The sequence below is a fragment of the Streptomyces sp. NPDC088124 genome (assembly GCF_040685895.1).
Classification (GTDB): domain Bacteria; phylum Actinomycetota; class Actinomycetes; order Streptomycetales; family Streptomycetaceae; genus Streptomyces.
In genome coordinates, this window is record NZ_JBFBJB010000058.1 from 11,545 (window position 1) to 24,693 (window position 13,149).

The following is a 13,149-nucleotide window of genomic DNA, read 5'->3' on the forward strand; positions in this document are numbered from 1 at the left end:
GAGGAGTGTGTGCGGTTTTGCCCCCTTCGTGTGTGCAACGGGCTGAAGCGGTCCCCGGTTCCGGGATGGCCGGATCGGGACGCGTGACCCCGGTCACTTTGCTCGGACAAAGCGGACACAATCTTTGTGCACGCGTTCACAAAGACATAGCCTGCATTCGACGGGGCGGTCCTGGGACATACGGCCGCCTGCAGCCCAGCTCATCCCGTTGGAGCACCGTGGCAACTGGCCGAACTCACCGACCGGCGACCCGTAGCCGAGGAATCCCCGAGGCCACCGTCGCCAGGCTTCCGCTGTATCTGCGGGCGCTGACCGCTCTCTCCGAGCGTTCGGTACCCACGGTCTCCTCCGAGGAGCTCGCCACCGCCGCCGGGGTCAACTCCGCGAAGCTGCGCAAGGACTTCTCGTACCTCGGCTCCTACGGGACCCGCGGTGTGGGCTACGACGTCGAGTACCTCGTCTACCAGATCTCGCGCGAGCTGGGCCTGACACAGGACTGGCCGGTCGTGATCGTCGGGATCGGTAATCTCGGCGCCGCGCTCGCCAACTACGGCGGGTTCGCCTCCCGCGGCTTCCGGGTCGCCGCGCTGATCGACGCCGACCCCGCGATGGCGGGCCGGCCGGTCGCGGGGATCCCCGTCCAGCACACGGACGAGCTGGAGACGATCATCAGCGACAACGGCGTCTCGATCGGGGTCATCGCGACCCCCGCGGGCGCCGCCCAGCAGGTCTGTGAGCGGCTGGTCGCCGCCGGGGTCACCTCGATCCTCAACTTCGCGCCGACCGTGCTGTCGGTACCCGACGGTGTGGACGTCCGCAAGGTCGACCTCTCCATCGAACTCCAGATCCTCGCCTTCCACGAGCAGCGCAAGGCCGGTGAGGGCGCCGCCGCCGAGGCGGCCCTCGCGGCGATGACGCCCGCCGAGCGCGAGACCGCCGCGGGCGTGACGGAGACGACGGCCGACACCGCCCCCTCCGGCCGGAAGGGACCCGACGGGGACGTCCCCGCGGTGATGCCGGCATGAGTCTCCTGGTCGTCGGACTGAGCCACCGCAGCGCGCCGGTGAGCGTCCTCGAACACGCGTCGCTCACCGCGGACGCGCAGGTCAAGCTGTTGCAGGACACCCTCGCCGCGGAGCCCGCGACCGAGGCCACCGTCCTCGCCACCTGCAACCGCATCGAGCTCTACGCCGACGTCGACAAGTTCCACGCCGGGGTCGCCGAGCTGTCCACCCTCCTCGCCCAGCACAGCGGCGTCGGGCTGGACGAGCTGACCCCCTATCTCTACGTGCACTACGAGGACCGCGCCGTCCACCACCTCTTCTCGGTGGCCTGCGGCCTGGACTCGATGGTCGTCGGCGAGGGCCAGATCCTCGGCCAGATCAAGGACGCGCTCGCGCTCGGCCAGGAGCTGCACACCGCGGGCCGTCTCCTCAACGACCTGTTCCAGCAGGCCCTGCGGGTCGGCAAGCGGGCCCACAGCGAGACCGGGATCGACCGGGCCGGGCAGTCGCTCGTCACCTTCGGCCTCGAACAGCTCGCCACCGGCGCCGACGTGGACGCCTGGGCCGAGGGCAAGCGCGCGCTGGTGATCGGCGCGGGCTCCATGTCCTCGCTGGCCGCCGCGACCCTCGCCCGGGCCGGCGTCGCCGAGATCGTCGTCGCCAACCGCACGGCCGGCCGGGCCGAGCGGCTCGTCCAGATACTGGCCCAGTACAGCCTGACCGAGTCCGGCGGGGGCGTCACCGCCCGCGCCGTGGACATGGGCGCCGTACCCGGCGAGCTGGCCCGCGCCGATGTCGTCGTCTCCTGCACCGGCGCCACCGGCCTCGTCCTGACGGCCGACGCCGTCGAGGCGGCGCTGCTGGACCGCGCCCGCCCGGCGCCGCTCGCGCTCCTCGACCTCGCCATGCCCCGCGACATCGACGCCGGGGCGCACCGGCTCGGCGGCGCACGGCTGGTGGACATCGAGACACTGGCCGAGGCGTCCGCCGACGCGCCCATGGCGGCCGACGTCGACCAGGTCCGCACGATCGTCTCCGACGAGGTGGCCGCCTTCGGCGCCGCCCAGCGCGCCGCCCACATCACCCCGACCGTGGTCGCGCTGCGCGCCATGGCCGCCGACGTGGTGAACAGCGAGATCGCCCGACTCGACAGCAGGCTCCCCGGCCTCGACGGGAAACAGCGCGCCGAGGTCACCAGGACCGTGCGCCGCGTTGTCGACAAACTCCTGCACGCGCCCACCGTGCGGGTCAAGCAGCTCGCCAGCGAGCCCGGCGGCGCCGGGTACGCGGACGCGCTGCGTGAACTCTTCGACCTCGACCCGCAGACGGTCGCCGCCGTCAGCCGGGCCGACCTGAATGACACCGACGGTGTAGGCAGAGGGCGAGTATGACCGAGAAGGCACTGAGGCCCGGAACGGCCTCACGGCCCGAGGAGCCGTTGAGGCCCGACAAGGCCCTGAGGCTGGGCACGAGGCGCAGCAAGCTCGCCATGGCGCAGTCCGGCCAGGTGGCGGAGGCGGTGCGCCTGCTCACCGGGCGCCCCGTCGAACTGGTCGAGATCACCACGTACGGCGACATCTCGCGCGAGCACCTGGCGCAGATCGGCGGCACCGGCGTCTTCGTCACCGCGCTCCGGGACGCGGTGCTGCGCGGCGAGGTCGACTTCGCCGTGCACTCCCTCAAGGACCTGCCGACGGCGCAGCCGGCCGAGCTGACGCTGGCCGCCGTGCCGCGCCGCGAGGACCCCAGGGACGCGCTGATCGCCCGGGACGGGCTGCTCTTCAAGGGGCTGCCCGACGGGGCCCGCGTCGGTACGGGTTCGCCGCGCCGCACCGCCCAGCTCAACGCGTACGCGCGCAGTCATGGGCTGACCATAGAGACCGTGCCGATCCGCGGGAACATAGACACCCGGATCGGATACGTCCGCAGCGGGGAGCTCGACGCCGTCGTGCTCGCCGCCGCCGGGCTCCATCGCATCGGCAGGTCGGACGAAGTGACCGACCTCCTGCCGGTCGACACCGTTTTGCCGGCCCCCGGCCAGGGGGCCCTCGCAGTGGAGTGCGCCGCGGTCAACGTGGACCTCGCCGCTGTGCTCGCCGAGCTCGACGACCCGTACACCCGGGTCGCCGTGACCGCCGAGCGTTCCCTGCTCGCCGCCCTGGAGGCCGGCTGCAGCGCACCTGTGGGCGCGCTGGCCGACCTGCTGGCCGACGGACAGGTTGTCAACGAAATGCGCCTGCGCGGCGTCGTCGGCACGACCGACGGCTCGACGCTGGTGCAGCAGTCCATCACCGGTCCCGTACCCACGTCGCTCGACGACGCCCTCGCGCTCGGGCGCGAACTCGCGTCGGGGATGCTCGCCAAGGGTGCGGCCGGTCTTATGGGGGAGCGAGCACATTGAGCCCCACCACCTCTGACCTTCCGGCCTGCTCCGCATCGGGGCACGTCACCTTCCTAGGTGCCGGACCCGGAGATCCGGGTCTGCTGACACTCCGCGCCGTCGAGGCGCTCGCGGGGGCGGACGTACTGATCGCCGAGCCTGATGTGCTCGACGTCGTACGGAGCCATGCGCGGGCCGGCGTGAGCACCCCCGCACTGACGGTTGTCGACGATGCGTCAGCAGCCGCCGGGATCCCCGCGATCCGGGATGCGGCCAATATTGTCATGGAGGCCGCGCGGGGCGGCAGGCGGGTGGTCCGTGCGGTCGCGGGCGACCCCGGGCTCGACGCCGACGCGGGCACGGAGATGCTCGCCTGCGCCACCGCGGGCATCCCCTTCGAGGTCGTCCCCGGCGTCGCCGCCGCGGTCGGTGTGCCGGCGTACGCCGGGGTGCCGCTGCGCGACGCCCAGGGCACGGACGTACGCATGGTGGACGCCAGGACCGCCAGCGAGCGCTGCTGGAGCGAGGTCGGCGCCAGCGACGGCACGGTCGTCGTCTCCACCACCCTGGAGTCGGTGGCGGCCACCGCCGGTGAGCTGGTCGCGGCCGGCCGCAAGCCGGACACCCCGATGACCGTCACCGTCGCCGGTACGACCACGCGCCAGCGGACGTGGAACGCGACGCTCGGCACGATCGCGCAGATCCTGAAGCAGGCGAAGGTGCTGCCGTCGTCGGAGGGACACCGGCCGGTCATAGCCGTGGTCGGGGAGCGCAGCGCGGCGGCCCAGCGCGACCAGCTCGCGTGGTTCGAGTCCAAGCCGCTCTTCGGCTGGAAGGTCCTCGTCCCGCGCACGAAGGAGCAGGCCGCCTCGCTCTCCGACCAGCTCAGGTCGTACGGCGCGGTCCCGCACGAGGTCCCGACCATCGCGGTCGAGCCGCCGCGTACGCCACAGCAGATGGAGCGCGCGGTCAAGGGCCTGGTCACGGGGCGGTACGAGTGGATCGCGTTCACCTCGGTCAACGCGGTCAAGGCCGTACGGGAGAAGTTCGAGGAGTACGGGCTCGACGCCCGCGCCTTCGCCGGGATCAAGGTGGCCGCGGTGGGCGAGCAGACCGCCGCGGCGCTGGTCGACTTCGGTGTGAAGCCCGACCTGGTGCCCTCCGGTGAGCAGTCCGCCGCCGGGCTGCTGGAGGACTGGCCGCCGTACGACCCGGTCTTCGACCCGATCGACCGGGTGTTCCTGCCGCGCGCCGACATCGCCACGGAGACGCTGGTGGCCGGGCTGATCGAGCTGGGCTGGGAGGTCGACGACGTCACGGCGTACCGCACCGTGCGCGCCTCGCCGCCGCCGGCCGAGACCCGCGAGGCGATCAAGGGCGGCGGCTTCGACGCCGTGCTGTTCACCTCGTCCTCGACGGTCCGGAACCTGGTCGGTATCGCGGGCAAGCCGCACAACGTGACGGTGATCGCGTGCATCGGCCCCGCGACCGCGAAGACCGCCGAGGAGCACGGGCTGCGCGTCGACGTCCTGGCGCCGGAGCCGTCGGTGCACAAGCTGGCGGAGGCGCTGGCCGCGTTCGGCACGCAGCGCCGGGAGGCGGCCAAGGAGGCCGGTGAAACGGTCACCCGGCCGAGCGAACGCCGTCCGGGCAGCAGGAGACGGCGTACGACGACCTGAGGTCGTACGCGGGAGACAGGGGCGCGGCCCGGTCGCTGAGGCGGCCGGGCCGCGCCGTGCGTGACGGCTCCGGGGGCCGCGGTCCCGGAGTTTCCCGGTCCCGGTGTCGGTAAGGCCATGGGGCGCCCGGGGCTATCGTCGAAGGTGGCCCCGCACGCGCAGGACGCGCCCGTAAGGACACCCAAGAGGGGCAAGAGGCGACTGACGATGACTGACTACGGATCCTTCCCCGGTACGCGGCCCCGCCGGCTGCGCGTCAACCCGGTCATGCGCCGGATGGTCGCGGAGACCCGGGTCCACCCGGCGGATCTGATCCTCCCCGCGTTCGTACGCGAGGGGATCAGCGAGCCCGTGGCGATCTCCGCGATGCCCGGCGTCGTCCAGCACACCCTGGACACGCTGCGGAAGGCGGCGGCCGAGGCGGCCTCGGCCGGAGTCTCCGGCATCATGCTCTTCGGCGTCCCGGAGGAAGCCAGGAAGGACGCCACGGGGTCGGCCGGCACGGACCCCGACGGGATCCTCCAGGTCGCGATCCGCGCCGTGAAGGCCGAGGTCGGCGACGACCTGCTCGTCATGTCCGACCTCTGCCTGGACGAGTTCACGGACCACGGCCACTGCGGGGTGCTGGACGGCGAGGGCCGGGTCGACAACGACGCCACCCTGGAGCGGTACGCGGAGATGGCGCAGGTCCAGGCCGACGCGGGCGTCCATGTGGTGGGCCCCAGCGGCATGATGGACGGCCAGATCGGGGTGGTCCGCGACGCGCTCGACACGATCGGCAAGGAGGACGTGGCGATCCTCGCGTACACGGCGAAGTACTCGTCGGCGTTCTACGGCCCGTTCCGGGAGGCCGTCGGCTCCTCCCTCCGGGGCGACCGCAAGACGTACCAGCAGGACCCGGCCAACGCCCGCGAGGCCCTGCGCGAGCTGGCGCTCGACCTCGAAGAGGGTGCCGACATGGTGATGGTCAAGCCGGCCCTGCCGTACCTGGACATCCTGGCGCGGATCGCGGAGAGCTCGGACGTGCCGGTCGCCGCGTACCAGATCTCCGGCGAGTACGCGATGGTCGAGGCGGCGGCGGAGAAGGGCTGGATCGACCGGGACGCGGCGATCCTGGAGACCCTGACCGGGATCAAGCGCGCGGGCGCCTCCATGATCCTGACGTACTGGGCGACGGAGGCCGCGCACCGGCTCTGAACCGCCGGTCCGCCGGGGCCGGGGCCGGTTGTCAGTGGCTGCTGATGGAACGTCAGGTGTCCGAAGCGGCCCGAACCGAGCCCCGGGAGCCTCAACTTGTCGTACGTGCAGCACGTCCGGGAATTCCACGGACTCCCCGTCTTCACCGTTCCGCCGTTCGCCCACCCGGCGGAGCTGCCGGATGCGGAGACCGTGGCCTGGCGCCTGCGGTGCGGCCTCTACGTGACCGACGAGGACCAGGGCAGCTACTGGGAGCGCTTCACCGGCGCGGTCGAGCCGGAGAAGGTGCGGGCGGTCATCCTCGGCCATCCCTGGTACGACTCCGACGGGGGCGGCGGGGAGCACTGCCTGATGGAGCTGGGCTCCCGGCTGACCTCGCTGGAGGCGGTCTTCCTCGGTGACGTCGAGGACGACGAGGCGATGATCTCCACGACAGGCCAGAGCGATCTCTCGCCGTTCCTGGAGGCGTTCCCCGGGCTGCGGGAGCTGGCCGTACGCGGTGGGGACGGCCTGGACTTCCCCGTGACGGGCCACAAGGAACCGCGGGTGCTGCGCGTCGAGTCGGGCGGTCTGCCCCGGGAGGCGGCGGCGCACATCGCCGCGGCCGAACTGCCCGCGCTGGAGCGCCTGGAGCTGTGGCTCGGCGACGACGAGTACGGGGGCGGCACCACGGTCGAGGACCTCGCCCCGCTGTTCGCGGGAGTGGGCAAGCCGAGCCTGCGCCACCTGGGGGTCCAGAACAGCCCCCGCCAGGACGAGATGGCCGCCGCGTTCGCCTCGGCACCGGTCGTGGAGCAGCTGACCTCGCTGAGCCTGTCGATGGGCACGCTCTCCGACGCGGGCGCGGCGGCGCTGCTGCGCGGACAGCCGCTGACCCATCTCGAACTGCTCGACCTCTCGCACCACTTCCTCAGCCGGGACATGATGCTGCGGCTGTGGACGACGCTGGAACCGGCGAGGGTCCGGGTACACCTGCGCGGGCGGAACGACGAGAACGACGAGAACGACGAGGACGACGAGCTTCTCGAATTCGCCGGGGAGGACCACGGCCGCTATGTCGCGGCGGCCGAATGAGAGCCGTATCCGCGGGCGTTCCCGCCGTTCCCGCCGTCACACCGCTTCGAGAGGCGTCACGATGAGGCACACCCCCGAGTTCGAGGATCCGGACGACAACCGGATCACCAGTCTCCGGCTGGCCGGTGAGGCGCCCTGGTGGACGACCGACAGGACGGTGCCGTACGGACATGTCCTGTACGCGGCGGGCCGGACGGGGTGGAGCGCCGACGCCGTGGTGGCACGGCTGACCGCGCTGGGGTTCGCCGACATCGCGCTGCCCGAAGGCCCGCTGCCCGAGCGGGTCACACCCGACGACGCCCTGCTGTCCAATGCGGGAGGCAGGACGGACTACGACCTCCGCTGGATCGATGCCGGCGCGCCGGTGCCGACGGAACTCGGCTACCGGCTGCCCGAGGAGGTGACGTACCCGGAGATACGGGGTTCGGGCGCGGTCTCCCGGGCGGCCACGGCGCCCGTCGGGCGGTGACCGCTGACCGCGGGTGACGGCCCGACCGCAGGCGACGGCCTTGCCCGTAGGGAAGGCGGCGGCCTGATGCCCGCACGGCGGCTGCGGGGCGGCCCCCGCATCGACCGCACCAGCTACAAGGCCACCACCGGCATCGAAATCCTCGCAGCCGCAGGCCCTTGAACCCCGGGCCGACCAGCAACGAGGCCCGGCGCTCCGGGCACCGTTCACGGGCGGGCCGGCTGCGCGGCCAGGAAGTCGCGGAACGAGCGCGGCGTCGTACCCGTGATCTCCTCGACCCTCGTCGTCGTACGGTCCTCGGCTCCGCCCGCGATCGCCGTGTCCAGTCCGGCGAGCAGGTCCGCGAACGCGGCGGGCATCCCGTCGCGCTGGAGAAACGCCGACAACTCCGCCGCGCTCACCCGCCGGTGACGTACCGTCCGGCCGGTGGATTCGGTGAGCGCGACCGCGACCTCGTCGAAGGTGAGCGGCTGCGGCCCGGTGAGCACCAGGTCGCGCGCCGGGGCGTGCGGGGCGGTGAGCACCTGGTACGCGACGGACGCGATGTCGTCGGGGTCGATGAACGGAACGCGGCCGTCGTCGGTGGCGCTGACGATCTCGCCGTACCGGCGGATGGACTCGGCGTGCGGATGGGCGCCGGTGAAGTTGCTCGCGAACCAACTCGGCCGCAGCGCCGTCCACTCCGGTACGTACCGCTCCAGCAACCCGCCGAGAGCACCGGGCCCGTCGGCTCCGGGCCCGGAGCCGGGGTCGCTCATCGGGACGGCGGACGACCCGAGCAGCGCGACCCGTTCCACCCCCGCCCGCCGAGCCGCCGCGAGGAACGGCTCCACCACCGGAACCGGCTCGGCGACGCCGATCGGCGCCACCAGATAGACGGCCCGTACGCCGCGTACAGCGGGTTCGAACGTGGCCGGGTCCGCCCAGTCGAAACGGAGATCGGCGGCTGCGGACCGCCCGGCCTTCCGGACCGGCACACCGGCGTCGCCCAGCCGACGCGCGAGCCGGCCACCGGTGGTGCCGCTGGCGCCGATGACCAGGACGGTTCCCTTTGCGGAGCCGGTCACGCGACGGCTCCTTCCGCAAGGGTCGTGTCCTGGAACGCCAGGGGGCTCCAGTAGTCGCGGTAGTGCCGGATAAGGCCGTCGACGATGGTCAGTACGGCGACATAGCGGGCGGTGTAGGGCGCGTCCGTGGCGACGATCCGCCCGCTGATGGCCAGCTCCGCGACGATGACCTCGGGGTTGGTGGTCTCGTGCACGGTCACATCGTGGATGCGCTGGATATCGAGCAGGTCCGTGTACCCGTCGAGATACGCCTCGACGGCCGCGCGTCCGTCCAGCCGCTGCGGCCGGCCGGGCGGCGCGAAGGGGAACTCCATGACGGCGTCGTCCGCGTACAGCGCTGCGAACGCGGCCATGTCATGGGCGAGCAGGTGGTCGGTGGCGCGGCGGAACACGGCCACCGGGGTCTGTGCGGCTGTGGACATGGACTTCGCTCCTTCTGGTGATGGACGGATAAGATACGGACTACTGGTCCGCTCTCCACCTTACCGGACCGATAGTCCGTTTCAGGGTGAGAAGAAGACAAGCAGAAGGAGGGCCCGCCATGCGGGCGGACAAGGCGCGCAACAGGGACGCGGTGCTGGCGGCGGCGGGCCGCCTGTTCGACGCGGCCACCGACCCGGACGAGGTCTCCATGGACGCGGTTGCGACCGCCGCGGGCGTCGGCAAGGGCACGATCTTCCGCGGCTTCGGCGACCGTCGCGGCCTGATCCGCGCCCTGTACGACGGCCGGGTCGCAGCCGAGTTCGACGCGCTCGGCCCGATCGAGGACGCAACCGGGGACCCGGGCGCCGCACCGGCGGACATCGCGTACGGACTCCTCGTGCGCACCTGGCGGTTCAAGGAACGGAACCGCGTGCTGGCGCTCGCACTCGAACGCGAGGGATACGGCAGCCCCTACCAGAACGAGAGCTACGACAGCCTCCACGCACAACTCAAAACCCTGATCGCCCACACCCGCGGCACCACCAACGCCGACTTCGTGGCCCACGGCCTGCTGGCCGCCGTACGCAGCGACCTCGTAGAACACCTGCACGCCCACCCGGACACAGACCCGGAAGCGGGCCTGCGGGCCCTGGTGGAAGGCGTCTTCGGCACGAGCGGCACAGAACCGGAGCGGTGAGCGGGGCAGAGCCCGCTGCACTCACACCGCCCCGCACCCTCTGATGGGTGAGGGCGGGCTGCTGCCCGACCCGGCCCAGCACCTGACGCAGGACGCCCCCGAAGCCGACCCGGCCCAGCACCCGATGCAGGACGCCCCCGAAGCCGACCCGGACGAGCGCCGGCCGGGAGGGGCACTAGCCCGCCGCGTACCGCCAGAAGTCGTGCATCAGGGCGGGCGGGGTCGGGCCGGTCATCGCCACCTGGCTGAGCAGGATCGACACCGCGCCGGTGGACGGGACGAGGTGCGCGGCCGTTCCCGTACCGCCGACCCAGCCGTACCGGCCCGGTACGTTCCAGGGCGCCGACTCCACGACGTCCACCGAGCCGCCGAACCCCCACCCCTGCCCCTCCGTGAACAGCCCGCTCGCCTCGCGCTGCGCCGGGGTGAGGTGGTCCGTGGTCATCTGCGCCACCGACTCCGGCGACAGCAGCGCCCGGCCGTCCGCGCGTCCCCCGGCGAGCAGCATCCGCGCGAAGGCGTACAGGTCGTCGGCGGTCGACACCAGCCCGCCCGCGCCGGACGGGAACGACGGCGGGGTGCTCCACTGCCCGTCCGGGGCGTCGACCAGGTCGAGGCCGTCGCCGGGACCGCTCTCTCCGTCCCTCTTGTAGTAGCTGGTGAAGCGGTCGAGTTTCGCGGCCGGCACGACGAATCCGGTGTCCGTCATGCCCAGCGGCTCGAAGACCCGCTCCGCCAGGAACTCCGGCAGCGACCGGCCCGCGACCCGGGCGATCAGCACGCCCTGGATGTCGGAGCACGTGTTGTAGAGCCACGCCTCGCCCGGCTGGTGCAGCAGCGGGATCCGGGACAGCTTCTCCATCCACGCGCCGGGCGTCGTCAGGTGCAGCGGCTCCGGCGTGCCCTGGGTCAGCTCCTTGAAGAGCAGCCGGACCGCGGGGAGCGAGAAGTCGGCGGGAAAGCCGTACCCGGCGCGGAAGGTGAGCAGGTCGAAGACAGTGATCGGCGCGGTGGCGGGGACCACGTCGTCGACCGGGCTCCCGGGCGTACGGACGACACGCGGCGCGGCCAGCTCCGGCAGCCACCGCGCCACCGGGTCGTGCAGCCCGATCAGCCCGTCGTCGACCAGCATCATGAGCGCGGCGGCGGTGATCGGCTTGGTGGCCGACGCGATACGGAAGATCGTGTCCCGGGCCATCGGAGCGCCCCCGGCCGTATCGACGGAACCGACCGCCGCCACCTCAGGATCCCGCCCGGCGCCGTGCGCCACCAGGCCCACCACGCCGGGTACGGATCCGCTGTTGACATGGGAATCAAGGACATCGCTCAGGCTGTTCATACGGCCCACTTTCTCCGGGATGCGGTGTGAAGGTGGACTTCCGACACGGCCCGAACTCATCGGATCGGCCGCGATCGGGCCGGCCCGAGGATCAGGGGAAGCACAGAGCGATCAAGGGAAGCACAGAGCGATCAGGGGGAGCGCAGCGCCGCCGTGATCACCGCGTCCGGGTTGTCCCGGTACACGGAGTGCCCCGCCCCTTCCACCACCGACCAGCGGAAGCCGGAGTTGAGGCCCTCGATACGGCGGCCCACCTCGGCGGTGAAGACCGGGCCACGGCTCGGGTCGGCGGCGAGCACCGTGACGGGCCGCGGATACGCGGCCAGCGCCTTCTCGTACGACCACGGACCGTTGTCCCGCAGGAACGTCTCGACCACGTACGGCGTGGTCCGGCGCGCCGCCTGCGCCTTCAGATAGGCGTCCTCGGGGTGCCAGTGCGGGTTCTCCCTGAGCATCTGCTCCGGGTCGGCGTTCCGGATCTCGGCGGAGACCGAGCGGACGAAGCCCTCGATGACCTCCTCCCGTACGGTGATGACGGGGTCGAGCAGCAGCAGCCGGTCCGCCCAGCCGTGGTCGGCGCTCGCGGCGGCGGTGGCGACGAGACCACCCAGGGAGTGCCCGACGACGAGGTCCCACGCCGCTGATCCGCCGGGCGGCCGGATGGGCAGCACGTCGGCCACGAACCCGTCGATGTCGTAACGCCGGGTCCGTGGCGCGAGCCCGTGCCCCCGGAGGTCCGGGGCGGTGACCGACCAGCCCGCGCCGGCGAGTTCATCCGCCACGCGCCACCAGCAGGCCGCCGCCGAGGTGAGACCGTGGAGCAGCAGGACGCGCCGGGGCGCGTCCTGTCGACCCCAGTGCAGGACAGGCAGTTGTACGGGGGTGTGATCCATCGCGCCATCGAAGCACGGCGTGGGGCGCGTGGGGTACGGGAATCAGAGAGTGGCGGGCTTGACTTCCCCGGAGAGAGGCAGTCCGAGCCGCGCCACGGCCTGGGCGACCAGACGGGACATCTGGGTGGCGCCGTTCTGCTGGAAGTGGGTGTCGTCCGAGACCCCGTTCGGGAAGTTGGGGTACTGCCCGGGGTTCAGCCACAGGAAGACGTTCTTGGACGCCTCGATCCCGATGCCGTTCAGGTAGGCGCGGCTGAGCGCGGAGAGGTCGACCAGCGGCGCGCCCTCCTCGGCGGCGACGGCCTTGGCGGCGTCGACGTACGCGGGGAACGAGACGTTGAACTGCCCGGTGGACGCGTTGTACGACCGCCGGGAGACCGGAGTCACCACGACGGGGGTCGCCCCTCGGGCACGGGTGGCCCGGATGTAGTCGTTGCGCAGGTACTCCTTGTAGTCGGCGGGCGGGGTGTAGCGCTCGGCGTTGCCGACGGTGGCGTCGTTGTGGCCGAACTGTACGAAGAGGTAGTCGCCCGGCTTGATGACCTGGTGGATGGAGGCGAGCCGCCCCTGCTCGATGAAGGAACGCGAACTGCGCCCGCCGATGGCCCGGTTGGCGACGGTGATGTTGGAGGAGAAGAACCCGGGCAGTGTCTGCCCCCACCCGGCCTGCGGGTAGTAGCCGGAGTTGTACGTCTGCGCGGTGGAGTCACTGGCGATGTAGAGGGTGCCGGTGGCCGCGCTTGCCGCTGACGCGGCGGACGCGGTGCCGGGCAGCCCGAGCGCGGTGGCGGCTCCGGCACCGAGCGCGGCGGTGGTGCCGAGGAGGAAGCGCCTGCGATCGGCGGAGAACGCGGAGAAGGCGGAGAAGGCGGAGAAGGGGTGGGAGCGGGGCGTGGTGGGGGACATCCGGGACTCCTGACGGGGGTG

Annotated in this window: 13 protein-coding genes; 8 read left to right on the plus strand and 5 right to left on the minus strand. The window is 72.1% G+C overall.

Annotation, left to right across the window (positions count from 1 at the left end):
• The first annotated feature begins 218 nt into the window (after positions 1-218).
• The 7 genes from AB0P17_RS34460 to AB0P17_RS34490 all read left to right on the plus strand — a co-directional run bounded on the left by AB0P17_RS34460 (position 219) and on the right by AB0P17_RS34490 (position 7,803).
• Positions 219-1,025, plus strand: a complete 807-nt coding sequence (locus AB0P17_RS34460; RefSeq protein ID WP_365817318.1) for a redox-sensing transcriptional repressor Rex — start codon at positions 219-221, stop codon at positions 1,023-1,025.
• Positions 1,022-2,395, plus strand: coding sequence for a glutamyl-tRNA reductase (locus tag AB0P17_RS34465; RefSeq protein WP_365817320.1), 1,374 nt, complete (start codon positions 1,022-1,024; stop codon positions 2,393-2,395). Before AB0P17_RS34460 ends, AB0P17_RS34465 begins: the two co-directional genes overlap by 4 nt.
• The gene (hemC, locus tag AB0P17_RS34470) at positions 2,392-3,405 is read left to right on the plus strand and encodes a hydroxymethylbilane synthase (protein WP_365817322.1); all 1,014 of its coding nucleotides are present in this window, start codon (positions 2,392-2,394) and stop codon (positions 3,403-3,405) included. The genes AB0P17_RS34465 and hemC overlap by 4 nt, the downstream gene beginning before the upstream one ends.
• Positions 3,402-5,063 (plus strand): bifunctional uroporphyrinogen-III C-methyltransferase/uroporphyrinogen-III synthase, encoded by a 1,662-nt coding sequence (locus AB0P17_RS34475; RefSeq protein ID WP_365817324.1) that lies wholly within the window; start codon positions 3,402-3,404, stop codon positions 5,061-5,063. The genes hemC and AB0P17_RS34475 overlap by 4 nt, the downstream gene beginning before the upstream one ends.
• A gap of 207 nt (positions 5,064-5,270) precedes the next feature.
• The gene (gene hemB / locus AB0P17_RS34480) at positions 5,271-6,260 is read left to right on the plus strand and encodes a porphobilinogen synthase (protein ID WP_365817326.1); all 990 of its coding nucleotides are present in this window, start codon (positions 5,271-5,273) and stop codon (positions 6,258-6,260) included.
• A 105-nt stretch (positions 6,261-6,365) separates the two neighbouring features.
• Complete coding sequence (locus tag AB0P17_RS34485) at positions 6,366-7,334, plus strand: STM4015 family protein (RefSeq protein WP_365817328.1); 969 nt, start codon at positions 6,366-6,368, stop codon at positions 7,332-7,334.
• Between the two features lie 61 nt (positions 7,335-7,395).
• A complete protein-coding gene (locus tag AB0P17_RS34490; RefSeq protein ID WP_365817330.1) occupies positions 7,396-7,803 on the plus strand; it encodes a hypothetical protein in 408 nt (135 codons plus the stop codon).
• Between the two features lie 206 nt (positions 7,804-8,009).
• Here the strand turns inward: AB0P17_RS34490 and AB0P17_RS34495 are convergent, their stop codons facing one another.
• Both AB0P17_RS34495 and AB0P17_RS34500 read right to left on the minus strand, forming a co-directional pair.
• Positions 8,010-8,870: an ergot alkaloid biosynthesis protein gene (locus AB0P17_RS34495; RefSeq protein ID WP_365817332.1), complete on the minus strand. Its 861-nt coding sequence runs from the start codon at positions 8,868-8,870 to the stop codon at positions 8,010-8,012.
• Entirely contained in the window at positions 8,867-9,292 is a 426-nt protein-coding gene (locus AB0P17_RS34500; protein ID WP_365817334.1) for a nuclear transport factor 2 family protein, read from the minus strand. Before AB0P17_RS34500 ends, AB0P17_RS34495 begins: the two co-directional genes overlap by 4 nt.
• 119 nt (positions 9,293-9,411) lie before the next feature.
• Here AB0P17_RS34500 and AB0P17_RS34505 point away from each other — a divergent pair, with 119 nt between their 5' ends.
• A complete protein-coding gene (locus AB0P17_RS34505) occupies positions 9,412-9,990 on the plus strand; it encodes a TetR/AcrR family transcriptional regulator (protein WP_365817336.1) in 579 nt (192 codons plus the stop codon).
• Positions 9,991-10,165: 175 nt separating this feature from the next.
• On the opposite strand, the gene AB0P17_RS34510 is transcribed toward AB0P17_RS34505, so the two are convergent.
• The 3 genes from AB0P17_RS34510 to AB0P17_RS34520 all read right to left on the minus strand — a co-directional run bounded on the left by AB0P17_RS34510 (position 10,166) and on the right by AB0P17_RS34520 (position 13,128).
• Positions 10,166-11,329, minus strand: a complete 1,164-nt coding sequence (locus AB0P17_RS34510) for a serine hydrolase domain-containing protein (protein ID WP_365817339.1) — start codon at positions 11,327-11,329, stop codon at positions 10,166-10,168.
• 131 nt (positions 11,330-11,460) lie between these two features.
• The gene (locus tag AB0P17_RS34515) at positions 11,461-12,222 is read right to left on the minus strand and encodes an alpha/beta hydrolase (RefSeq protein WP_365817341.1); all 762 of its coding nucleotides are present in this window, start codon (positions 12,220-12,222) and stop codon (positions 11,461-11,463) included.
• A 42-nt stretch (positions 12,223-12,264) separates the two neighbouring features.
• Entirely contained in the window at positions 12,265-13,128 is an 864-nt protein-coding gene (locus AB0P17_RS34520) for a rhamnogalacturonan acetylesterase (RefSeq protein ID WP_365817343.1), read from the minus strand.
• Between the last annotated feature and the right edge of the window lie 21 nt (positions 13,129-13,149).

Coding starts and splice junctions, on each gene's coding strand:
- AB0P17_RS34465 (WP_365817320.1), top strand. CDS start 1,022: ATGAGTCTCCTGGTCGTCGGACTGAGCCACCGCAGCGCGCCGGTGAGC.
- hemC (WP_365817322.1), top strand. CDS start 2,392: ATGACCGAGAAGGCACTGAGGCCCGGAACGGCCTCACGGCCCGAGGAG.
- hemB (WP_365817326.1), top strand. CDS start 5,271: ATGACTGACTACGGATCCTTCCCCGGTACGCGGCCCCGCCGGCTGCGC.
- AB0P17_RS34490 (WP_365817330.1), top strand. CDS start 7,396: ATGAGGCACACCCCCGAGTTCGAGGATCCGGACGACAACCGGATCACC.
- AB0P17_RS34500 (WP_365817334.1), bottom strand. CDS start 9,292: ATGTCCACAGCCGCACAGACCCCGGTGGCCGTGTTCCGCCGCGCCACC.
- AB0P17_RS34505 (WP_365817336.1), top strand. CDS start 9,412: ATGCGGGCGGACAAGGCGCGCAACAGGGACGCGGTGCTGGCGGCGGCG.
- AB0P17_RS34510 (WP_365817339.1), bottom strand. CDS start 11,329: ATGAACAGCCTGAGCGATGTCCTTGATTCCCATGTCAACAGCGGATCC.
- AB0P17_RS34515 (WP_365817341.1), bottom strand. CDS start 12,222: ATGGATCACACCCCCGTACAACTGCCTGTCCTGCACTGGGGTCGACAG.
- AB0P17_RS34520 (WP_365817343.1), bottom strand. CDS start 13,128: ATGTCCCCCACCACGCCCCGCTCCCACCCCTTCTCCGCCTTCTCCGCC.